The following is a 21,532-nucleotide window of genomic DNA, read 5'->3' as shown; positions in this document are numbered from 1 at the left end:
TCTCATGACGGCGCTCCGTTGTGACATTCACTTTCTTGACCGCCCACATCAGGCATTGTGCCGTTCCTCTTGCTCCTGCTGAGTGTGAAAAATCCTTTTTTTGAGTCCATATATTAAAAGAAACAGAAAGCGGACAGGCAGCCCATAAAACTGATGCACGGACGTGCATCAGTTATCGACATTAGTCCTCATTGCCCCATTGATTCAGAAAGGTGGCGATCTCGTCAATACGCGCCGCATCAATGCCTGCCTCGGCGGCCATCTCCTGCTGCGCGTCTTCGCTGATCGCTTCGTTATTCATCAGCCGGGTAATCAGTAACTGGAAGTAGTGCGCCAGCGCATCATGTTCTGACTCGCTGACCGGCGTTGCTGTTTCTGCCGCGTATTCTTCAGCAATGTCATAATACTTGAGTGGAACATCAGGGGTCATATCAGGTCCTCAGGGAAAGTGCTTACTGCTTTCAGGCGGCGATCATAGCAGGGTTGCGTGGGTTTTTCTGCCCTGCGGGCTGTCGTTACCGCGGGGCAGGTTCTGTTTCACCGGTGAGTGAACACAGCGGCAAGCGCGCCAATATCCCTGACGATCACATCGGGTTCAGGCGCCAACGGGAAAGGCGTTTGTCCCGGCCGCGCGATAAAGGCGGTTTTCATCCCCGCGCGCTTCGCACCGCCGACATCCCAGCCGTGCGCGGCTACCATCATGCATGATGTGGCTGGCTGTTTCATTTCATCCATTGCCCAGCGATAAACGCGCAAATCCGGCTTATAGACCTGTAATGACTCGACGCTGAGCACCCGGCTGAAAAAAGAGCTTAGTCCCGCCTGACTGAGTTGTTTTTCAGCCAGCGCCTGTGACGAGTTCGTCAACGCCACCAGCGTCAGGCCGTGCGATTTTAATGCGGATAAACCGTCTGCAACGTCAGGAAAAGCCGGCATGGCCGATAAGGCGTCAGCCAGCGAAGTAGCGTCAGGTAAAGGCGTGATCCCATAGCATTCGGCGGTCATCTGCAGCACGGCTTCTGCGATATCACCAAAGCTGTGCCAGCTGCCTGTGACGGATTCCACCAGCGAGTAATGCAGCAGCGAAGTGAACCAGGCTTCTGCGCGTTCGGGTTTATTGCCCAGGCGACGCACCACACAGGCTTTTAACGGCGCGGTATCCAGGAGGGTTTCATTGACATCAAAAAAAAGCGTGTGGGTATCTTTACGGGTGACAGTCGTGTCTGTCATTTGACCTCCGTTAACCGTTGAGTATAAACAGACGGTACAGTAACGCCCATCTGGTCAGGCTTAAGCGTAGAAGGCCCATCTGAAACACTCAACTGCGGGAAAGCGTGGCGCGTCTGGCCACGCCTCCAGTGGCTGGGACAAACAGCCCCAGCCCTGTTTCTCAGTGACCGTTCATCAGTCTTTCGACCTCGTCAGGTTTGTCATGCACGCCTAAGCGGTCAACCAAAGTTTGCGTTGCCGCATTCATTCCCCGCAGCCCGACCTCCGTGCCTTCCCGCCGGAACTTGATCACGATGCGGTCCAGCGCGCTCACTGACGTGATGTCCCAGAAATGTGCATGGGTGACATCAATAATGACGCGTTCCACCTCTTCGCTGACGTCAAAATGGCGGGTGAAGCGATCGGACGAGGCAAAAAAGACCTGGCCCGTCACGGTATAAATACGTGTGTTGCCTTGCCGCTCAGAGGACACCGCCATAAAGCGCGCCACTTTAGTGGCAAAGTTCAGCGAGGCAATCAGTACGCCGATCAGCACACCCAGCGCCAGGTTGTGAGTGGCGACCACAACGACGACGGTGGCCAGCATCACCACGCTGGTGGACATGGGATGGGTGCGCAGGTTGGCAATCGACTGCCAGGAGAAGGTTCCTACAGATACCATAATCATCACGGCGACCAGGGCTGCCATCGGGATCTGAGACACCCACTGGCGCAGAAAGACCACCATCAGCAGTAACACCACGCCCGCTGTCAGGGTAGACAACCGTCCCCGGCCGCCCGACTTCACGTTAATCACCGACTGACCAATCATGGCGCAGCCCGCCATACCGCCAATAAAGGCGGTACAGATGTTGGCGATCCCTTGCGCTTTGCACTCGCGGTTTTTATCGCTGCCTGTATCGGTCATGTCATCCACGATGGTGGCGGTCATCATCGACTCCAGCAATCCCACCACAGCCAGGCCTGCGGCGTAAGGCAGGATGATCAGCAGGGTGTGAAAATTCAGCGGAATGTCCGGGATCAGAAACACGGGCAGGCTGCCGGGCAGCCTGCCCATATCGCCGACGGTGCGCACATCCAGATGGAGCCATACAGAGATTGCAGTCAGAACAATAATGCAGACCAGGGGGGAAGGGATGGCTTTGGTGATCCGGGGGAAAAGATAAATGATGCCGAGCCCGGCAGCGGTCAGGGCATAAACCTGCCAGCTCACATGAGTCAGTTCCGGCAACTGGGCCATAAATATCAGGATAGCCAGCGCGTTGACGAAGCCGGTCACCACCGAGCGGGAGACGTAGCGCATCAGACTGCCTAACCTGAGATAGCCTGCCAGCAACTGCAGAAGGCCGGTCAGCACGGAGGTCGCCAGCAGATACTGCAAGCCGTGCTCTTTAACCAGCGTGACCATCAGCAGCGCCATCGCGCCGGTGGCCGACGAAATCATCGCCGGTCGGCCACCGAGAAAGGCCATAACGAAGGGAATACAGAATGCGGAGTAGAGTCCGACCTGGGGATCTACGCCAGCGATAATCGAAAAGGCGATCGCTTCTGGAATAAGGGCGAGCGCGACCACAATACCGGCAAGGACGTCACCCCGGACGTTACCCAGCCAGTCCTTACGCATCGAGGACAGCAACATATTGATTTATCAGTTTTTTAGATGAAAGTAAGCCCATGCGGGCAAAATTTAGTGATGCAAAAGCACATCCGCAGTCGGGATGTTATTGCGTGCGCGATCGGTTAAGCCGGTGCGCCAGGGAAGGGGGGGAAACTCAGGGTGGCGTAAGACGCATGATGGTAATTCTCCTTTACGGCCATAAGGGGCTTTCAGGAAGGACATTCCTGCCCGGACGCGATATCCGGGGCAGACGGCGATGCCTGTCAGGTGACGAAATGGTGCTTTCCTGAGCAGAACAGCGACTCACTATAAACAAAACGACACGCAGGTCAACGTTAAATCGTCCTGCGTATTTCTGACAGGCTGCAAAGTCAACCCGAAAGTGAGTGTCAGGGGAACACAGTGAGGAAAGGGGGCGGCCGTACTCGAAAAGAAAGCGCCACGCGTCGTCAGCCGGCTGTATCCGCGTGTTTGACGCGATCGTTTCGTTTACAGAACGTGTTTTGACCGCACGAGGAGCAAAAGACAACACCGTGGTTATGCGCAACATGCCGTGAAGTGTCGTCCCTGACAGTATCTCCGGCCGGTACGCGCTCGCGCGAGACCGATGAGGTTATCTCGTATCGTCGTCTTCCGGCCGGGGCCGGACTACGTCCATTGGCGTTATTTCTTTTCTTCGTTCAGGCCTGCAAGTGTCTGCAGGTAGGGCACTGGCTGCTTTACGAGACCGGGCGTTAAAAATGCTCTTAGCCATGTTCTGGCTTCCAGGATTTTACTCAGGCGATCGTCGCTGCAATTGTCTGTTGCCATGCGTCTCAGTTCATTCATCAGAGAAGTAATGTTTATTTCCCTGTCAGCCAGCGCCAGGTGCAATGCTGCTTCGCCAATAATGACGTGGCCTTTCTCGTCGTCTTGAAGTAACACGGTCAATTCTCCATAAGTACGATTTATGACAACCTCACCACTGACTGTAGTCGTCCCCGCAGATAATGCCTGCTTAAAATATTCAGCACTTACTCTGTTCTGTCCTGATGCGTTCAGAAACAGGTACGCGTAACCCAGGCCAGATCTGTTATTCGTGCGTTAAAGGGAACATAATGGCACTGCGACCGGAAGGGAGAAAATCTTTTTCATTTAAAGTTATTACGGTTAGCGTAATCTCTTCGGGTATTCAGTTTCATTTGCACTGTCTTAACCTGAAAGCGCAAGAAAGAGCCGAGGTTGGGTGGTGGGGTGAAAAGTGATAAACTGTATGTTTTATACACCTGCCGGGAGGACGATTGAAAAACAATGAGCACGATATTTCACAAGAGGTGCTTGCTCTGGTAGGCAGAACCGTCAGCCAGCTCCTGAGACGGGAGGGCACTGTCATGTCTGAAGACCTGACGAGGGCCTTGCAGACGATGACTGAACATACCGTAGAGGCAAAAACGCGCGCGGACTGCGGTGAACTCATTATCCGGCTTATGAAAAAGATGCATTAATATCCGCTTCACGTCAGGCATCTTCTTATCTGCGTCGCAGTCGGGCCTGTCCCCGTAAGCTACGTGCGCAGAATATCGGGCCTTACTCTCTCTGGTGTCGTTCCGGTCACGGTAATACGAAACGTTTTGTCTTCCAGAAAGCCTTGCCTGGCAGGGATAGCGCTTCAACGCTGTTTTCACCCCCAAACAGACAGCCTGCTTGTGTCGTTAATCGTAAATGACTTGCTTTGACAGACGTGTATAACGCTGAGACACGGTCAGTTCCGTGAGGTTTCATCGGCATCTTGTGACAGATGGGCGGCATGGTCATCGTCCCTGTCATCAGGAGAGCGACGGGCGGCCATATCGGCTTTAATTTCACTGATGGCCATGCTTACTGCGCGGCTTTTCTCTTCGCTGTCAGAAGAACGCATGATGGTATCAAGATTTTCCAGCACGCTCTTGAATGTGACGCTGCCCTGCTCCTCAAGGGATGCCAGGGCAGCCTCTCCAATGAGTGTGTCACGGAGTTTTTCATCTTTACTGTATGTCATTATTACTCTCTGAATAAGTTTTGCCTGCCCGGCTGTCGTGTATGTCAGCCACTGTGCCGCAAAGTCCCTTTCAGAAGGTTCCAGCCAGTATCAGAACAGAAGGCGCAACAGTTCCTGCAGGTGTTCTTCTTCCTGAGGAGAAGAAACATGGCTCATACGTTCAATGAGCGACTTGCAAAGCGCTTTGCGGTTCAGCGTACGACCTGCTCTGAGTATTTCAACCACAACAACGCCCAACGTTTCCTGCTGAGAGGGCAGTGATGCGCGGCTGAAGAAGGATGAAACATCTTTACTTACGCCAGTTACGGGCAGTCTGTGCTGCATAAGTTTCTCCATTGTACAGTTATTATGCTGAGTGTATAGATCTAAGTTATACAAAAAATCAGTCATTGTACAGGTTTATTTTGGGTTCTGATTTTTAGGGGTCAAATCATCAGGTTTCAAAGTAACTGATCGCCCAATGACGTTGGGAGAAACGGACAGGATGAGCCAGACAGCCGCTCTGATGGGACAGGCAACAAACGCCTGTAAACATGGGGGCCGGGCCTTTTTCTTCTTAACGCGACATCGTTCCGTTGTACACCGCTGGTTTAATGACAGGCGTATTTCTCTGTTATGCTTCGGCCACGTCTTTTTAAATACCCTAGCCAGTGTTATCCCTGGCTAAGCGCGAAGAGGGTGTGCCATAAAACGGGTGGGCCGGGTCAAATCCTGTTGCCAGCGCCTTCGCCGCCGATCAAAAGTCGGCTTGCCGGGCCCCTGTGTTGTTATGTACGGCGCGCCAGTCCTGGCGGTAAATGTTTTTTCTCTGAGGATTACACTATGACGGCCTTTTATCAACTCAGTGCTACCCGTTTACATGGCGAGCGCATTACGATGGCCGACTATGCTGGCAAGGTGGTGTTGGTGGTGAATACCGCCAGTCATTGTGGTTTTACGCCCCAATATGCAGGCCTGGAAGCGCTTTACAAAAAGTATGCCGATCAGGGGCTGGTGGTACTGGGCTTTCCCTGCAACCAGTTCGGCAGGCAGGAACCCGGTAATGCCGACGATATCGCACAGACCTGCCATATCAACTATGGCGTGAGCCTCCCGATGTTTGAGAAAGTCGAGGTCAACGGCGCCGCAGCGCACCCGGTGTTTCGTTTCCTGAAACAGGCATTGCCTGGTGTGCTGGGTGGGCGGATTAAGTGGAATTTCACTAAGTTTCTGATCGCGCGTGATGGTAAACCGCTCAGACGATTTGCCCCCATCACTTCTCCTGAAAAAATGGAAGCCGCGATTGTTGCCGCGCTGGAAAGCACAGCGACTGTGATGTGAAGCGTTGATCTGGCATGCCAGCAAAGGACAGCGACCCGGTCAGGTTGTCTGCCGTGCCGCAACCGGCGCCAGGAGGCTGACTGGCGCAGCGTTTGCCTGTCACCTCAGTAGCGCACCCGGCTGCTGCTCAGACGCAACGCGGGCGCGGCTGCCATAACCGGGCCCGGAATGACCGGCATGCCACCCAGCACAGACAGAAATGCCTCTGCCCAGTGATGGCTGTCATGCAGATGTAACCCCTTCATCAGGCGCGCGTGCAGGTGTCGCCGTTCACGCAGCGGCATCAGCAGGGCACTGTGAATGGCATCGGCCATGGCATCCGGATCGTAGGGATTGACGATAAGCGCGCCGTCCATCTGCTCCGCCGCGCCCGCAAACTGTGACAGGATCAACACACCCGGGTTTTCCGGATCCTGCAGGGCCACATACATCTTCGCCATCAGACTCATGCCTGACATCAGGGGCGTGACCAGCGCGACGCGTGAGGCACGATAAATACCCGCCTGCTCCTCACGGCTGTAGGCATGCGTCAGGCAATTCACGGGATACCAGTTCATCATGCCATGCATGCCATTAAATTCTCCGCACAGAGTTTCTAACGTGTGCGTGACAGCCGCTGCCCGGTCCGCGTAGCCCGCAGCAGGCGGGGCCAGTTGCAGCAGGGTAATATTTTTTTGATAGACGGCATGTTTGCGCAGTAACACTTCTACCGCGCTGATGCGGTAAGGCAGCCCGGCGCTTTCATCAAGATGACCGCCGCTCAGAACGGTGTTTTCCGGTAAGCTTTCACGACACTGCATTTCCATAAACGCACAGCTGTTGCTGTCACGCAGGCAGCGCACATCGTCCAGATCGATCCCGACAGGAAAGACGCCGAGCTTTACAATCCGCCCCTGCACACGAACGCTGTCTACGCTCAGGCGCTCGGTGCGGAATTCGCTTTCCAGCCAGACGATAAAGTTGTTCAGGTCCTGAACGGTCTGAAAGCCGAGCAGATCACAGCACAGCAGCGACTGCGTGAGCCAGCGCCAGTCGGGAATCGCCTCAAACATCGTGCCTGAGGGAAAGGGCTGGTGCAGGAAAAAGCCCACAGGATTAGTCAGTCCGGCCTCACGAAGGTAATGGGCGCAGCCCAGCAGATGGTAATCCTGTATCCAGATGGTGTCTTCGGGCATAGCGTTATCACAGATGACCCGCGCATAGGCTTCGTTAATCTTTTTGTATTCCCGATAGCCGTCAGCAGAAAAGCGGGCCAAATCCGGACGCTGGTGGAAAACCGGCCACAATCCCTGATGAATATAATGGTGATAACCCTCTTTCACTTCGGCGGAAGACAGAGGAAAGGTCAGCGTTTCGTAAGGGCCTTTCTGCTGAATGCTCAGCGGTCTTGGTGCATCAGAAGGCAGCACCGTCGTCTCACCATCCCAGCTTATCCAGAGTCCGCCGTGGCGGGAAAGCAGACCTTCATAAATTGCAGACAGCGTGGAACGTTGTGAATGATTATGTGATACCAGGATAAAACCTGACATGGTGTTTTCCTTATGGGCGGGCAGGGCATCAGTTGCCGTGCCCGGCGTCCAGCCGTTATCGGGTTGAGGTCGGATGAAAAACTGCAGCAGGCCACACATGGCAAAGCGTCCTGTCCGCTTAATGGTGGTGGGCGCGGTCAGCGCTCAACGAGTCGCTCAGGCCGTAAGGAGCAACCGCCCTGAGATAAAGACCCGGCAGAGAGGCATGGCAAATGAATCCGTTGCGTTCAAGAAAGTCCTGGGCGCTGTCGCTCAGCGCAATAATGCGATGACAGCCACTGGCGCTAGGGTGGGTCAGACAGCAGTGGAGCAGCCAGGATCCCAGCCCGATATAGCGATACTCTGGCGAGATAAACAGGTCCTGTATAACCCAGGTTTCGGCCATATCGGTAACAACCCGCGCAAAACCGATCTGCCGGGTATGACGATAGAGGCCAAAGCAAAGACTGCTGTTCAACGCCAGCGTCAGCAGACGTGCATCGGGAATAGCCGAACCCAGCCACTGGGCAATCAGCCGCGGGTTGAGCATGGCCGGATCGGTGTTGACCTCCATCGTCTCTCTGAACCATTTACGGGGAGAAAGCAGGCGTAGCCGCTGCTGCTCGGCAAGATCCGCAATCACGGCATCACCACAAACCGGCAGGAAAGAGGCCGCATTCACACATTTCATCAACGGTTTCCTTTTACATGGACGCCTCAGCGCCCGGTGCCGTTGATTTAAGCGCCCGGCGTGTAAAAGTGGCGTAAAAAAGATCGGGTGCGGTGTAAAAAGGGTGCAAAGGAAAGGGCGCAGGCATGGGGCCTGTGCCAGTGAAGAAGCCCCCGTGGCGCAAAGATTACGTGCCGTCCTGTCCCCAGCCTGATATATCCCTGTCCTCTCTCCTGAAAAGGGCGGCATGCATATGCTGAGGACGGGACAGAGAAGCAATGTTATGTGCAGGCGACTCGCCTTCGTCTCTGCCCGAGCTGTAGCGCAGGTCGCGTTTCAGGTGACCGGCTCTGACGATTTAACAGGGTATAAAGCGGCTATCTTCTGCTTTATGCGCCGAGCAGCCATTGTTTTGCTGCGTTCATCATCGAGGCTGCATCCGTTCAGACTGCGCTGATAAAGGACAGGGGGAGATTTCCCGACCGGCAGGGTGATGCCGATTTTTGCCGCAAAAAAGCCGAAACAGCCACCATCAGCACGGTCGTTCTGCCGTGAGGATAACGGTGCCGCTTAGGTGAAGGGCGCGGTGAAGGCAATCTGGCAGAGTCATCATGACAACGGGAGATAACCGCACACATTACATATCTACAAATTTAAATGTGTAAATATAATGCCAGCCCTGTTTCTTTTTAAGGATGTTAATTATGTCGTCTCTTTTCACGCCCCTGACGCTGGGTGATCTCACGTTGCGTAACCGCATTGCGCTTCCACCCCTGACCCGTTGCCGTAGCGAGCAGCCGGGCAACATTCCCGGCACGATGATGGTGGAGTACTATCGCCAGCGTGCCAGCGCGGGCTTCATGATTACCGAAGGTACGCAAATTGAACCGCGCGGGCAGGGCTATGCCTGGACGCCTGGCATTCACAGCGACGCACAAATTGCGGGATGGCGAAACGTCACCGACGCTGTGCATGCAGAGGGCGGAACGCTCTTTTGCCAGCTCTGGCACGTGGGCCGCGTATCGCACAATGCGTTGCAGCCCGGTAAACAGCCGCCTGTTGCTCCTTCCGCCGTTGCCGCCAGCGGTGTACGGGTATTTATTGAAACCGGACCAGGTGCTGGTATGCTGACGGAATCCAGCATGCCGCGCGAACTGACCACATCGGAAGTCAAAGCGATTGTGGCGATGTACCGCACGGCAGCAGAGAACGCGAAAAAAGCCGGTTTTGACGGTGTCGAGCTGCATGCCGCCAACGGTTATCTGATCAATCAGTTTATTTCTGAACACACCAATTTCCGTACCGATGAATATGGCGGTTCCCTTGATAACCGCCTGCGCTTCCTGCGTGAAGTCACCGAAGCGGTGAGTGCGGTATTTGGCAGTCACCGTGTCGGCGTACGTTTCGCGCCATTGTTCTCAAGCACAGAGGAAGAACGCGTTTATCTGGGGCTGGTTGAACGCGATCCGCATGCTACCTACATTCGTGCTGCGCAGATGCTAAACGAGCTTGAAACTGGCTATCTGTCTATCGCCGAAGCGGACTGGGACAACAGTCCGGAGATGCCCGAAAGCTTCCGTATTGCGCTGCGTGAAACCTTCCGTTCCCCCATCATGTATTCCGGACGTTATACCAGGGAAAAGGCCGAACGTATGCTGGAAAAGGGATGGGGCGATCTGTTTGGCTTCGGGCGCACGTTTATCGCTAACCCGGATTTACCGGCGCGTTTCAAAATGGGCTACCCGCTGAACAACGCGGATCCTGCCTCACTGTATGGTGGAAGTGAGAAAGGCTATACTGACTACCCTTTCTATTCTGCTTGAGGTTCTGAGACGGCATGACACCTGAAAATGCCATTAAATTACTGGCTAACCCGACACGGGTTGCGGTGCTCAAATGGCTTAAACGCCCTGACGAAGCCTTTGCTGACTATTCTCAGCTGTATCCCTTCGATCAGTACGGTGTCTGTGCCAGTCTTATTCAGGACAAAGCGGGCCTCTCACAGCCCGCCACCTCGTTATGTCTGAAAGCGCTGCATGATGCCGGCCTGCTTGAGGCAAGCAAGGTCGGTAAATGGACATACTATCGCCGGCGTGAAGAGGCGGTTCACGAGATGAATACGTCAATTATCCAGGCCCTGCAGGATCTGTAGGCGGGTTGTCAACGACAGACACACGAACGTCCGGTAACGCTGCGTTGTGGCACGTCAGGACATGCAGTGAAAACCAGCGCCAGGCTCACGCATTTCGCTGGCGAGGAAGAGAGGGCGCATGAGCGCCACTCTCTTTTACCGTTGCGACGTTTAGGGCAGCCTGAATAAGTCACGATACAAAGCGCCATCCGTTCGCAACACGCGCCGGAATCTGTCGCAGATACCACAGCCTGTGAACCTGCGCCAGGCGGATGTGATTGCCCCTGTACCTTCCTGATGAAGCCTGGAACGCCGGCGTTACCTGAATGTTCAGACGCTAAACGATCCAACAATCTGTCGTAATGTTTGGGCCTGTTCAGACAGCGAACGGGAGGCCATTGACGATTCCTGGACCAGCGCCGCGTTATTCTGTGTGACGCCGTCCATCTGATTCACTGCCACGCTGACTTCTGAAATTCCCTGCAGCTGTTCAGAAGAGGCCCGGGCAATCGAGTCCATCCCTTCAGCCAGGTCGCTGACCATACTCATGACTTTCAGGACGCTCTGCCCGGTTAGCGCGGCAATTTCTACGCCGCTGTCAACGTGTGCGACGGCCTGTTCAATCAGACGCTTGATGTCTTTCGCGGCCGTGGCACTACGCTGGGCAAGTGTCCGCACCTCACCAGCCACGACGGCGAATCCGCGACCATCTTCACCTGCACGCGCGGCTTCCACGGCGGCATTCAACGCCAGGATGTTGGTCTGAAAAGCGATGCTTTCAATCACGGACGTAATATCACGGACCTTGACTGCGCTCTCATGGATGTTGTGCATGGTATCGGTCATGTGGCTGACCTTGGACTTGTCGGCGTTAACGGTCTCTGCTGTTGCCCGGGCAGATTCAGCTGTCTGCTGCGCACCGGGGCTTTGTTGAATAATAGGTAATCATTCTGTTTTGTCTGCACTGTTTTGGTAGAAAACGCTGATGCCAGACAGAACACCGTCATACGCAAGCATGTAACGCATTGATTTTATGTTATCTGAAACAACCGTTTTCATAGTACCACAGCATAAAATCCATTTATTCAACAAAGCCACGGCCTGACCATACCGTTTCTGCTTGCATCAAGGTAGTCAGCCCACCACTGAAGCATCAGGCGGCGCTGATCAAGATGCTTGGCTTTGTGGGTATAAGCAGCACGGACGCTATTGCTTTCCTTGTGGCTCATCTGAAGCTCTACTGCGTCTTCTGACCATAAACCGGACTCAATTAAGGCACTACAGGCCAGTGTGCGAAAACCGTGTCCACAGATGTCCTGCTTCGTGTCATAGCCCATATTGCGAAGGGCTTTGTTGATGGTGTTTTCACTCATAGGTTTAAACGAGTCATAACAGCCAGTAAAGATTAATCCGTCATCATTGCCTTCTTCATAAGTCAGTTGTCGGATCTCTTTCAGTATCCTCATGGCTTGCTTACAAAGGGGAACGAAGTGCTTACGCTTCATTTTGGCCCCACGAGTGGAATGTTTGACGTTTTCAATCGCTTCCCGCTGTTCAGGTATCACCCATAACTTACTTTTGAAATCAATTTCAGACCAGCGAGCGAAACGCAGCTCACTGGAACGAATGAAAATCATCAGATTGAGCTGTATTGCCAGTATGGTTAACCTGCGGCCTTTGTATTCGGTAATTTTTTTCAGTAGTTGCGGTATTTCTTCCAGCTCCAGTGCAGGGCGGTGTTCAGTCTGTGGTTTCTGAACTGCACCTTCCATATCATAGGCGGGGTTATGGCGTATCAGTTTTTGCTGGACTGCATGGCGGAGGATCGCCGTAATGTATTGTTGAATGCGCATGGCAGCTTCAAGATAACCAAGTGCCTCAACCTTTTTCACCGGAACCAGCAAGTCACCCGTATCCAGTTCAGCAACATCTTTATCGCCAATAGTCGGGAAGACATAGGTTTCAAGGCGCTTCCATACGGAGTCACCATAATCTTTTGACCATTTTGTTTTCGTGGAGAACCAAGCTTTAGCCACCACAGTGAAGGTGCGTGTCTTATCACGCTTGGCCTTTAGTTCTTTAACCTCTGCTTGTTTCTTTGCATTAGGGTCAATGCCCTGAGCAAGAAGCCTTCTGGCTTCATCACGGCGCTGTCTTGCGTCAGAAAGAGAAACAGCAGGGTAAACACCAATAGAGAAGAGTTTTTGCTTCCCTTCAAAACGGTAGGCCATTTGCCAGTATTTCGAACCTTTAGGGGTAACACGAAGGAACATACCAAAGCCATCAGTAAGCTTGTATTCCTTCTCAAGGGGTTTTGCATTTTTTGCTTTAATATCAGTCAGTGACATGAAAACATCCCCTCGATTGTTGGTAAAAGGGAAATCGAACCAGCATTACCAGCATTTTTACCATCAAAATGATATGGCTTCGAGTGGTTTTTAGTGAACGAGGGTGAACGACTGAAGAGGGATAACCAACTGATAGAAATGCAGAAAGCAGACGTCAGTGAACGTCTGCTTCCCTTAAATTGGCTCCTCTGACTGGACTCGAACCAGTGACATACGGATTAACAGTCCGCCGTTCTACCGACTGAACTACAGAGGAATTGTTGGAACGGGGCGAATAGTAGCGGCGTCAGTACGGGATGTCAAAGCACTCTTTAACGGTTTGCGTTCAAGTGCGTGTAAAAGCAGCGCATTGGCGAAGATCTGACGCATTCGCTTGCTTTTCAAACTGCTAACAGGATCTCACTTTAAACCCATTTCCGGGTAGATGTTAGACGCATGTCAAATTTTTGTTATTTGACGATATCAAAACACTTGTTTCAGTGCTTTTATGATAAAAATTTCAAAAAAGTAATTTATGGAATAAATAAACTGTTTACGGCGACAAAATGGAATGTTCTGAGATGTGTCCGCGTCGCCTGTAGTGCATGTTTATGGAAATCATGAAGATAAGAAAAGTGGTGGGGGTGTCAGAAAAGCGTCAACGTAGTCGTCTTACCTCAAATTTTCCATTAAAAACGCCAGCGAGGCGGTATGAATGTAAAAAATATTTTTCATTCAACAGGTCAGTCGCTAGCAAGTTAACAAATAAGAAGGGTCCCTATGAACATCAAAAAAACGATTGTTGCTTCACTGTTAGCCTGCATATTGCCCGCCGCTGCGATGGCGAAAGATATTTCCGTGGGGGTTTCGATGGCGATGTTTGACGATAACTTCCTGACCATTGTGCGTAACGCTATACAAAATGAGATGAAAAAGGATGACGTAAAAGGTCAGATTGAAGATGCCAAAGGCGATGTCGCGCAGCAACTTCAGCAGGTACAAAACTTTATTGGTCAGGGCGTCGACGCCATTATTGTTAACCCGGTGGACACCGACGCGGTGAAACCGATTATCGATCAGGCATCTAAGGCGGGTGTGGCGCTGGTGTTCGTCAACCGCAAACCCCAGGCGCAGTTGGGTGACAAGATGGCGTTTGTGGGTTCTGACTCCGAACTGGCGGGCCGTCTGCAGATGGAAGCGCTGGCAAAAGCCATGAACGGAAAAGGTAACGTGGCTATTTTGCTGGGTGATTTGGCGAACGAATCCACCCGCGAGCGCACCAAAGGGGTGGAAGCGGTCGTGGCGAAATACCCGAATATTAAAGTGGTACAAAAGCAAACGGCGAAATTTAGCCGTAACGATGCGGTGGACGTCGTGAGTAACTGGATGACCGCCGGAGACGATATCAACGCTATCGCATCAAACAACGACGAAATGGCCATCGGTGCCATTCAGGCGCTGGGTAAAAACGATAAACATATTCTGGTCGCCGGTGTCGATGGTACCCCCGATGCGCTGCAGATGATTAAGAACGGCAAAATGGTCGCCAGCGTGTTCCAGGACGCAAAAGGACAGGGTGAAGGTGCCGTTCAAACGGCGGTTAAGCTCGTCAAAGGTGAGAAAGTGCAAAAGATCGTCGATATCCCGTTCCAGCTGATCACCAAAGACAACTACACCAAATACACCAGCATGAACCAAAAATAAACGTCCTGAACCTGTGGAACGGAGGTGATGTATGACCGCGTTTGCGCTTGAAGCCGAAGGCATCAGCAAGTTCTTTCCGGGCGTGAAGGCACTGGATAATGTGTCGTTACGTGTGCGTCCGGGAACGGTACATGCGTTGATGGGTGAAAATGGCGCGGGCAAATCCACTTTAATGAAATGCCTGATCGGGATGTACCGTCCCGATCAGGGTTCCATTAAAATTAAAGGGGAGCCAGTGCAGTTCAGGGACACCATGGATGCGTTACGTTCCGGTATTTCCATGATTCATCAGGAACTCAACCTGGTGCCGCATATGACCGTCGCAGAGAATATCTGGCTGGGACGGGAGCCGGTGAAGTTTGGTTTTGTCGATCACGCCCGACTGAATGAAGAAACCCAGCAGTTGTTAAGCCGCCTGAACATCAGGCTGAAAGCCGATCGGCTGGTGGGCGAACTCAGTATTGCGTCACAGCAGATGGTGGAGATCGCCAAAGCGGTGTCCTGGAACTCGGACATTGTGATCATGGACGAGCCCACCTCCGCCCTGACTGAAACCGAGGTCGCCCATCTGTTTACCATCATTCGTGATCTGCGCGAGCAGGGCAAAGCCATCGTTTATATCAGTCACAAAATGGATGAGATCTTCGCCATTACGGATGAAATCAGCGTGTTCCGCGATGGCAGCTGGGTGGGCAGCGACAGTAGCAGCGCATTCACGCGTCAGTCGCTGATTACCAAAATGGTCGGACGTGAGCTGACGCAGCTGTTCCCGAAATTCAATAATGCGATTGGGGAAGAGGTGCTCACCGTTCGTCATCTGAGTTGTCAGGACCGCTTTTCCGACGTCAGCTTTGGCGTGCGCCGTGGGGAAATTCTCGGTGTGGCGGGTCTGGTCGGTGCCGGACGCAGTGAAGTGATGGAAAGCCTGTTTGGCATGGTGCCTTTCGACAGCGGCGAAATCCTGATTGATGGTGTGCCGGTCGCTATTGATTCGCCGTCGGTCGCCATCGAAAAAGGAATGGCGTTTCTGACAGAAGATCGCAAGAAGTCCGGATTGTTTTTGGTGTTGTCGGTGTTAGAGAACATGAGCATCGTCAACATGCCTGAATACAGCGGTAAAGGCGGTTTTGTCAGTCATGTGAAAATGGCTCAGGACTGCATGGATCAGATCCGCCGTCTGAATATCAAAACCCCCACCATGGACCAAATCATTAATAACCTGAGCGGAGGGAATCAGCAGAAAGTCCTGATTGCCCGCTGGCTGCTGGCTCAACCCAAAATCCTGATTCTTGATGAGCCGACCCGTGGAATTGACGTCGGGGCGAAAGCAGAGATTTACCGTTTGATCAGTGAACTGGCCAACCGTGGAGTTGCCATCATTATGGTGTCGTCAGAGCTGCCGGAAATTCTGGGCATGAGTGACCGTATCATGGTGATGCATGGTGGGCGCATTACCGGCACCCTCGATAAAGACGAGGCCGATCAGGAAACTATTTTGTCGTTAGCATCCGAATGAGGCGCGAAACCACGATGAGTAATATGAAAGCAACGGCCACGCAGGCTCCTCAGCATCAACCCTCTTTTTTTGCGCATTTACGTCAGAAACTGCCAAAAGATACCGGCATTTTTGTCGTGATGGTCGGCATTGCGTTAATTTTCGAAATGTTTGGCTGGTATGTGCGCGATCAGTCCTTTTTGATGAACACCAATCGTCTGATTCTTATCGTCCTGCAGGTTGCCATTATCGGCATCATTGCTGTGGGCGTGACCCAGGTCATTATTACCACCGGTATCGATCTGTCCTCCGGGTCGGTTATTGCACTCACTGCCGTGGTAGCCGCCAGTCTGGCGCAAACTTCAGATACGCTGACCCCGATGTTTCCGTCACTGGTGAACATGCCCGCGGTGGTGCCGATTGGGGCCGGCATTGGGGTAGGGTTATTGTGCGGTCTGATTAACGGCGTATTAATTACCCGTACCGGTATTCCCCCGTTTATTGCCACGCTGGGCATGATGGTGTCGGCCCGTGGACTGGCACAGTATTACACCCAGGGTAACCCTATCAGTTTCCTCTCTGACGGGTTCACCTCGATTGGCCAGGGCGCAATGCCGGTCATTATCTTCCTGGTGGTTGCGCTGGTGTTCCACATCGCACTGAAACATACCCGCTACGGCAAATACGTGTACGCCATCGGCGGTAATATGACCTCGGCCAAAGTGTCCGGTATCAACGTCAATAAATACCTGATTATTGTCTATACCATCGCAGGCGCGTTGTCCGGTCTGGCGGGCGTGGTACTGGCGGCGCGCGTCAGTAGCGGCCAGTCGAGCATGGGCGTGGGCTATGAGCTGGATGCGATTGCCGCGGCGGTTATCGGCGGCAGCAGCCTGATGGGCGGCGTAGGGCGCATTACCGGCACGCTGATAGGCGCGGTGATACTGGGTCTGATTAAAAGTGGCTTTACGTTTGTCGGGGTAGATGCGTATATCCAGGATATCATCAAAGGCATCATCATCGTCGCCGCAGTGACTATCGATATGCGACGCAACCGTGCCAAACGCTGAATACGCTGCCGCCTTGGCGCTGTAGCGGCGCTGGCGGCAGGCGCTTATCCCGGTCACATCGTTCACCCTGCGCCCGGGACTAAGCGCCACCGCCGCCTTGCTACATCACAAATGCGTTTGCGTCGTCCCGTTTCGCGATCCTGTTAAAAGAAAAAACAGGGTAGTAAACGTTTCGGTTATTTCTTTTAACTAATGCGCCTTTGCACGTCTGCCGGGCCGCAATAACGCCGCCCCGGCGGTCTGCTAAACCTGTTACGTTTCCCGCCTTTTACGGATAAACCCTGCCCCGGAGAGGTGGGAGGATTTCCCGGTCGTCAAGCCTCATCCTCGGTGAAGATTGCCTGTTAACCATCCCTGCACGCTGGTCTGTCATGTTGCGCACTATTGCGGTGCAGGGCGACATGAATGGGAAAAGCAGGTCTGGCAGTCGTCCGGGATTACCTCTTTAGAGGTAACAGGAAACGCTTTTTTATCCGACTGTTAGAAAAATTTTCAAAGATATTTTGCAAACTGAATAAACCTGGTCTGCATCTTGCAATTCCCTCTTATGCAGGCTGGTGAGTAGCGACCAGCCAGACACCTTGACGTAGCGACGGAGGCAAGATGAACTTAAGACGGCTGAAATACTTTGTGAAAATCGTCGATATCGGTAGCCTGACACAGGCAGCAGAAGTGCTGCATATTGCTCAGCCTGCATTGAGCCAGCAGGTTGCTACGCTGGAAGGCGAACTGGAACAGCAGCTTCTGAACCGGACCAAACGCGGCGTCACACCGACCGAAGCCGGTAAACTGCTTTACAGCCATGCACGCGTCATTCTGCGGCAGTGTGAGCTGGCCCAGTCTGCGGTGATGAATGCCGGTCAGGTGGTGGAGGGGCAGGTGTCAATCGGTCTGGCACCGGGCACGGCGGCATCCGCGTTAACTATGCCGCTTCTGCAAACCGTACGGGAACAGTACCCGGATATCATGATTTACCTGCATGAAAACAGCAGCAGTGCGTTGAATGACAACATCATCAGCGGGCAACTGGATATGGCGGTGCTGTATGACCGCGCCCCCACGGCGGGCATCAACAGCGTGCCCCTGCTGAAAGAAGATCTCTATCTGGTCGGCGCAACCGCCTGCCCTGGCGCCAACGTCGATCTGGCCGAGGTAGCCCAGATGAGCCTGTTTCTGCCGCGTGATTACAGCGCCGTGCGCCAGCGGGTTGATGAGGCTTTCTCACTGCGCCGCCTGAGCGCGCGCATTATTGGCGAGATCGAATCGCTTTCGACGCTCACCGCCGCAATATCCAGCGGGATGGGCGTGACCGTGTTGCCTGAATCGGCGGCCAGAGCGCTGGTTGGTTCAACCCAGGCCTGGATGGCGCGGATCACCAGCCCGACCATCAGCCTGCCGCTGTCACTGAATCTTTCGCACCGCTTGCCGTTATCGCCACCCGCACAGGCCGTTAAAAATATTCTGCTGTCGCTGCTCAACAAGCCACTGACTGAAAAACGCGAACTCACGCTGGTCAGCTAAACACAGCGTTCTGTTTATCCCTCTCAAGCAGGGCGCGTAAAACCGCGCCGCTGCCTTTTCTCCTCTTCTATGCTGTCCTCTCTGTGCGTCCTGCCGCCGGCTATATGCTTCAAACGCATAAATAAATCTTTTTTATTATCTCAGGTTATCGATAAGCGTTTTATTATCGAATGATCAGATTGCGTAAAGAGAAGTAAATATTTTGAATTTCCAGCAACTTAAAATTATTCGCGAAGCCGCGCGGCGGGAGTTCAACCTCACGGAGGTCGCCAGCACGCTGTTTACCTCGCAATCAGGCGTCAGCCGTCATATTCGCGATCTGGAGGATGAGCTTGGCGTCGAAATCTTTGTCCGCCGGGGCAAGCGCCTGCTTGGTATGACGGAGCCGGGCAAGGCGCTGCTTACCATCGCCGAACGCATTCTTGATGAAGCCGGTAAAGTGCGTCGCCTGGCCGATGTCTTCACGAACGAATCCAGCGGCATTCTCTCTATCGCCACCACACATACGCAGGCCCGGTACAGCCTGCCGCCGGTCATCAAGTCCTTTCGCCAGCTTTATCCTAATGTCCGGCTTGAACTTAATCAGGGATCGCCGCAGGAAATTGTGAATATGCTACTGGCCGGTGAGGTGGATGTCGGGATTGCCAGTGAAATGCTGGCGAATAATAACAGCCTGGCCGCGTTTCCCTGGTTCAGCTGGCATCATGCACTGCTGGTCCCGCGCGATCATGAACTGGCACAACAGCAGCCGGTCTCACTGAATGCCCTCAGTCAGCATCCGTTAATTACCTACCGGCAGGGCATTACCGGCCGCTCCCGGGTGGACAGCGCGTTTCAGCGCGCCGGCTTAAAACCGGATATCGTGCTCAGCGCCCAGGATTCCGATGTGGTGCGCACTTATGTCAAACTCGGGCTGGGCGTCGGTATTCTGGCCGATCAGGCCTGTGAAAAGGAGCCGGGCGGAGAGCTGGTCCGGCTGGATGCCACTCACCTGTTCGACGCCAACACCGTCTGGCTGGGCCTGAAACGGGGACAACTGCAGCGCAATTACGTCTGGCAGTTCCTTGAGCTGTGCAACGCGAATCTGTCGCTTGAAGAAATTAAAGCGCAGGCGCTCTCTACGGCAGGCGATGATGAGCCCGTAATCGACTTTCAAATCTGACTCCGCGTTGCGCCCTGACGGCATAAAATTTTTTTTCGGCCGTCATTCGTCATAGCGAACGCTTTCTGACTGCCAATAACAACATCCTGCGCTTCCCCCAACCGATAAAGTGAAGAGAACTGAAAAAGGGGGATGCGATGTCACGTATACAACTGAAAGATCACACACTACTGCGCCAGCAGGCGCTGTTTGCCGGTGAATGGCAACACGGTTATCAGGGCGCAACGCTCGCCGTTAACGATCCGGCTACGGGCGAAACGCTGGCTAGCGTACCGGCGTTAGGTCGCCAGGAAACGGAGGCGGCAATTGCCTGTGCCGAATCGGTCCGCCATGCATGGGCTGCAACCCCCAATGCCACCCGTGCGGCGCTGCTGGAAAAATGGCATCAGCTTATTCTTGATAACGCTGACGATCTGGCCATCATCATGACGGCTGAACAGGGCAAGCCGCTGGCGGAGGCGCGCGGTGAAGTGCTCTACGGTGCCAGTTTTGTGAAATGGTTTGCGGAAGAAGCGCGTCGGATTTATGGCGACACCATTCCCGCCCCAACGACCGACCGGCGCATTATTGTCCTGAAACAACCGGTTGGCGTCGCGGCAGCGATTACGCCCTGGAATTTCCCCATCGCAATGATTACCCGCAAGGTCGCACCGGCACTGGCGGCAGGCTGCCCGATTATCGTTAAACCGTCTGACCTGACGCCGCTGTCTGCACTGGCACTGGCCGTGCTGGCCGAGCGCGCGGGTTTCCCGGCAGGCGTTTTACAGGTGCTCACCGGCATGCCGACAGACATCGGCGCCGCGCTGACCGAAAGCCGTCTGGTGCGTAAAATCTCGTTCACCGGCTCAACGCGCGTGGGCCAGCTGCTGATGAAGCAGTGCGCTGACAGCATTAAACGCCTGAGTCTGGAGCTGGGCGGCAACGCGCCGCTTATTGTCTTTGACGACGCGGATATCGAGATTGCCGTCGCGGGCGTGATGACCAGCAAATTCCGTAATGCGGGACAAACCTGTGTGTGTGCCAACCGTATTCTGGTGCAGCGTAACATCTATGAACGCTTTACCGCCCGACTGCTGGACGCGGTGGCGACCCTGAAGGTCGGAGATGGTTTTGCCCCTGGCAGCACTATCGGGCCGTTGATCAATACCTCCGCGGTGGAGAAGGTCAACGGGCACATTGATGATGCGCTGCAAAAAGGCGCAACGCTGTTGACCGGTGGCATCAGCAACGACCCCGGTACGTGGGTGCAGCCCACCGTGCTGGGACAGGTCACGAGTGAGATGCGCATCGCGCTGGAAGAAACCTTTGGACCGGTGGCTCCGCTGTTTATCTTTGATGATGAAGAACAGGCGCTGGCGATGGCAAATGACACACCCTTTGGTCTCGGCGCTTACTTCTTTACTGAAAATATCCGTCGAGCCTGGCGCGTGGCGGAAGCGCTGGAGTTTGGCATGGTCGGTTTTAATACCGGCGTAATTTCGCTGGAAGTCGCGCCGTTTGGCGGCGTGAAATTATCCGGGATAGGTCGCGAAGGGTCGCGATATGGCATTGACGAATATCTGGAGCAAAAAACATTTCACATGGGCAGTCTGTAATTTAACTTTTAATTTCTGATATTCCTCGCCAGCATGAACGTTATGCTGGCGTTTTTTTTGTGCGCCAGATCGACGTTTTATCCGTATTCTCCTTTTTAGTGCAAGTTTCATGCGCATTGCACCAAAGCAATGCGGCTTTTTTGTGAAGTAAATCATCTGTTTAA

General features: G+C 53.6%; 18 protein-coding genes, 1 tRNA gene and 1 pseudogene. 9 read left to right on the top strand and 11 right to left on the bottom strand.

The genetic code is table 11. The features are described from left to right. Window positions 1-181 precede the first annotated feature (181 nt). The 6 genes from F7Q90_RS06130 to ycgZ all read right to left on the bottom strand — a co-directional run bounded on the left by F7Q90_RS06130 (window position 182) and on the right by ycgZ (window position 5,189). On the bottom strand, window positions 182-430 hold the full coding sequence (locus F7Q90_RS06130) for a DUF2543 family protein (protein WP_006119678.1): 249 nt from the start codon (window positions 428-430) through the stop codon (window positions 182-184). A 107-nt stretch (window positions 431-537) separates the two neighbouring features. After that, the gene (locus F7Q90_RS06125) at window positions 538-1,230 is read right to left on the bottom strand and encodes a haloacid dehalogenase type II (protein WP_006119677.1); all 693 of its coding nucleotides are present in this window, start codon (window positions 1,228-1,230) and stop codon (window positions 538-540) included. Window positions 1,231-1,390: 160 nt separating this feature from the next. Then, window positions 1,391-2,869 (bottom strand): SulP family inorganic anion transporter, encoded by a 1,479-nt coding sequence (locus tag F7Q90_RS06120; RefSeq protein ID WP_006119676.1) that lies wholly within the window; start codon window positions 2,867-2,869, stop codon window positions 1,391-1,393. 642 nt (window positions 2,870-3,511) lie between these two features. Beyond that, window positions 3,512-3,772: a hypothetical protein gene (locus tag F7Q90_RS06115; protein ID WP_006119675.1), complete on the bottom strand. Its 261-nt coding sequence runs from the start codon at window positions 3,770-3,772 to the stop codon at window positions 3,512-3,514. 817 nt (window positions 3,773-4,589) lie between these two features. Then, a complete protein-coding gene (locus tag F7Q90_RS06105; protein ID WP_006119673.1) occupies window positions 4,590-4,865 on the bottom strand; it encodes a hypothetical protein in 276 nt (91 codons plus the stop codon). A gap of 90 nt (window positions 4,866-4,955) precedes the next feature. Then, window positions 4,956-5,189: a regulatory protein YcgZ gene (gene ycgZ / locus F7Q90_RS06100; RefSeq protein ID WP_006119672.1), complete on the bottom strand. Its 234-nt coding sequence runs from the start codon at window positions 5,187-5,189 to the stop codon at window positions 4,956-4,958. Window positions 5,190-5,687: 498 nt separating this feature from the next. Here ycgZ and F7Q90_RS06095 point away from each other — a divergent pair, with 498 nt between their 5' ends. Further along, window positions 5,688-6,185, top strand: a complete 498-nt coding sequence (locus F7Q90_RS06095; RefSeq protein ID WP_006119671.1) for a glutathione peroxidase — start codon at window positions 5,688-5,690, stop codon at window positions 6,183-6,185. A gap of 104 nt (window positions 6,186-6,289) precedes the next feature. Here the strand turns inward: F7Q90_RS06095 and F7Q90_RS06090 are convergent, their stop codons facing one another. Both F7Q90_RS06090 and F7Q90_RS06085 read right to left on the bottom strand, forming a co-directional pair. Next, the gene (locus F7Q90_RS06090; RefSeq protein ID WP_044242169.1) at window positions 6,290-7,714 is read right to left on the bottom strand and encodes an alpha,alpha-trehalose-phosphate synthase (UDP-forming); all 1,425 of its coding nucleotides are present in this window, start codon (window positions 7,712-7,714) and stop codon (window positions 6,290-6,292) included. Window positions 7,715-7,832: 118 nt separating this feature from the next. Continuing rightward, complete coding sequence (locus F7Q90_RS06085) at window positions 7,833-8,384, bottom strand: GNAT family N-acetyltransferase (RefSeq protein ID WP_006119669.1); 552 nt, start codon at window positions 8,382-8,384, stop codon at window positions 7,833-7,835. Window positions 8,385-9,067: 683 nt separating this feature from the next. On the opposite strand from F7Q90_RS06085, the gene F7Q90_RS06080 reads away from it, so the two are divergent. Both F7Q90_RS06080 and F7Q90_RS06075 read left to right on the top strand, forming a co-directional pair. Continuing rightward, window positions 9,068-10,186 carry an alkene reductase gene (locus F7Q90_RS06080; protein WP_006119668.1) on the top strand — a complete coding sequence of 373 codons (1,119 nt, stop codon included), beginning with the start codon at window positions 9,068-9,070 and terminating at the stop codon, window positions 10,184-10,186. A gap of 14 nt (window positions 10,187-10,200) precedes the next feature. Then, window positions 10,201-10,515, top strand: coding sequence for an ArsR/SmtB family transcription factor (locus F7Q90_RS06075; protein WP_006119667.1), 315 nt, complete (start codon window positions 10,201-10,203; stop codon window positions 10,513-10,515). Window positions 10,516-10,824: 309 nt separating this feature from the next. Here F7Q90_RS06075 and F7Q90_RS06070 read toward each other — a convergent pair. The 3 genes and pseudogenes from F7Q90_RS06070 to F7Q90_RS06060 form a co-directional block, all read right to left on the bottom strand. Then, window positions 10,825-11,415 (bottom strand): annotated as a pseudogene (locus tag F7Q90_RS06070) (methyl-accepting chemotaxis protein); the annotation flags it as partial. A 164-nt stretch (window positions 11,416-11,579) separates the two neighbouring features. Continuing rightward, window positions 11,580-12,842: a tyrosine-type recombinase/integrase gene (locus F7Q90_RS06065; RefSeq protein ID WP_006119665.1), complete on the bottom strand. Its 1,263-nt coding sequence runs from the start codon at window positions 12,840-12,842 to the stop codon at window positions 11,580-11,582. 180 nt (window positions 12,843-13,022) lie between these two features. After that, window positions 13,023-13,098, bottom strand: a tRNA-Asn gene (locus F7Q90_RS06060). Window positions 13,099-13,601: 503 nt separating this feature from the next. Here F7Q90_RS06060 and F7Q90_RS06055 point away from each other — a divergent pair. From F7Q90_RS06055 to F7Q90_RS06030, 6 genes are all read left to right on the top strand, one after another. Next, window positions 13,602-14,525: a sugar ABC transporter substrate-binding protein gene (locus F7Q90_RS06055; RefSeq protein WP_006119664.1), complete on the top strand. Its 924-nt coding sequence runs from the start codon at window positions 13,602-13,604 to the stop codon at window positions 14,523-14,525. Between the two features lie 31 nt (window positions 14,526-14,556). After that, window positions 14,557-16,041: a sugar ABC transporter ATP-binding protein gene (locus tag F7Q90_RS06050; protein ID WP_006119663.1), complete on the top strand. Its 1,485-nt coding sequence runs from the start codon at window positions 14,557-14,559 to the stop codon at window positions 16,039-16,041. A 23-nt stretch (window positions 16,042-16,064) separates the two neighbouring features. Further along, the gene (locus F7Q90_RS06045; RefSeq protein WP_369974382.1) at window positions 16,065-17,090 is read left to right on the top strand and encodes an ABC transporter permease; all 1,026 of its coding nucleotides are present in this window, start codon (window positions 16,065-16,067) and stop codon (window positions 17,088-17,090) included. 603 nt (window positions 17,091-17,693) lie between these two features. Next, window positions 17,694-18,611, top strand: coding sequence for a nitrogen assimilation transcriptional regulator NAC (gene nac, locus F7Q90_RS06040; RefSeq protein WP_006119661.1), 918 nt, complete (start codon window positions 17,694-17,696; stop codon window positions 18,609-18,611). A gap of 202 nt (window positions 18,612-18,813) precedes the next feature. Beyond that, entirely contained in the window at window positions 18,814-19,773 is a 960-nt protein-coding gene (gene cbl, locus F7Q90_RS06035; RefSeq protein WP_006119660.1) for an HTH-type transcriptional regulator Cbl, read from the top strand. A 137-nt stretch (window positions 19,774-19,910) separates the two neighbouring features. Then, window positions 19,911-21,368: an NAD-dependent succinate-semialdehyde dehydrogenase gene (locus F7Q90_RS06030; RefSeq protein WP_006119659.1), complete on the top strand. Its 1,458-nt coding sequence runs from the start codon at window positions 19,911-19,913 to the stop codon at window positions 21,366-21,368. Window positions 21,369-21,532: the final 164 nt, after the last annotated feature.

The sequence above is a fragment of the Pantoea stewartii subsp. stewartii genome (assembly GCF_008801695.1).
GTDB classification, from domain to species: domain Bacteria; phylum Pseudomonadota; class Gammaproteobacteria; order Enterobacterales; family Enterobacteriaceae; genus Pantoea; species Pantoea stewartii.
This window is presented reverse-complemented; position numbering and strand designations above follow the sequence as displayed.

What these genes read in the sequence shown, in the direction of transcription:
- F7Q90_RS06120 (WP_006119676.1), bottom strand. Translation starts at nt 2,869, where the DNA reads ATGTTGCTGTCCTCGATGCGTAAGGACTGGCTGGGTAACGTCCGGGGT.
- F7Q90_RS06080 (WP_006119668.1), top strand. Translation starts at nt 9,068, where the DNA reads ATGTCGTCTCTTTTCACGCCCCTGACGCTGGGTGATCTCACGTTGCGT.
- F7Q90_RS06045 (WP_369974382.1), top strand. Translation starts at nt 16,065, where the DNA reads ATGAAAGCAACGGCCACGCAGGCTCCTCAGCATCAACCCTCTTTTTTT.
- F7Q90_RS06055 (WP_006119664.1), top strand. Translation starts at nt 13,602, where the DNA reads ATGAACATCAAAAAAACGATTGTTGCTTCACTGTTAGCCTGCATATTG.
- F7Q90_RS06125 (WP_006119677.1), bottom strand. Translation starts at nt 1,230, where the DNA reads ATGACAGACACGACTGTCACCCGTAAAGATACCCACACGCTTTTTTTT.
- F7Q90_RS06065 (WP_006119665.1), bottom strand. Translation starts at nt 12,842, where the DNA reads ATGTCACTGACTGATATTAAAGCAAAAAATGCAAAACCCCTTGAGAAG.
- F7Q90_RS06050 (WP_006119663.1), top strand. Translation starts at nt 14,557, where the DNA reads ATGACCGCGTTTGCGCTTGAAGCCGAAGGCATCAGCAAGTTCTTTCCG.
- F7Q90_RS06090 (WP_044242169.1), bottom strand. Translation starts at nt 7,714, where the DNA reads ATGTCAGGTTTTATCCTGGTATCACATAATCATTCACAACGTTCCACG.
- F7Q90_RS06130 (WP_006119678.1), bottom strand. Translation starts at nt 430, where the DNA reads ATGACCCCTGATGTTCCACTCAAGTATTATGACATTGCTGAAGAATAC.
- F7Q90_RS06095 (WP_006119671.1), top strand. Translation starts at nt 5,688, where the DNA reads ATGACGGCCTTTTATCAACTCAGTGCTACCCGTTTACATGGCGAGCGC.
- nac (WP_006119661.1), top strand. Translation starts at nt 17,694, where the DNA reads ATGAACTTAAGACGGCTGAAATACTTTGTGAAAATCGTCGATATCGGT.
- F7Q90_RS06105 (WP_006119673.1), bottom strand. Translation starts at nt 4,865, where the DNA reads ATGACATACAGTAAAGATGAAAAACTCCGTGACACACTCATTGGAGAG.
- F7Q90_RS06085 (WP_006119669.1), bottom strand. Translation starts at nt 8,384, where the DNA reads ATGAAATGTGTGAATGCGGCCTCTTTCCTGCCGGTTTGTGGTGATGCC.
- F7Q90_RS06030 (WP_006119659.1), top strand. Translation starts at nt 19,911, where the DNA reads ATGTCACGTATACAACTGAAAGATCACACACTACTGCGCCAGCAGGCG.
- F7Q90_RS06075 (WP_006119667.1), top strand. Translation starts at nt 10,201, where the DNA reads ATGACACCTGAAAATGCCATTAAATTACTGGCTAACCCGACACGGGTT.
- ycgZ (WP_006119672.1), bottom strand. Translation starts at nt 5,189, where the DNA reads ATGCAGCACAGACTGCCCGTAACTGGCGTAAGTAAAGATGTTTCATCC.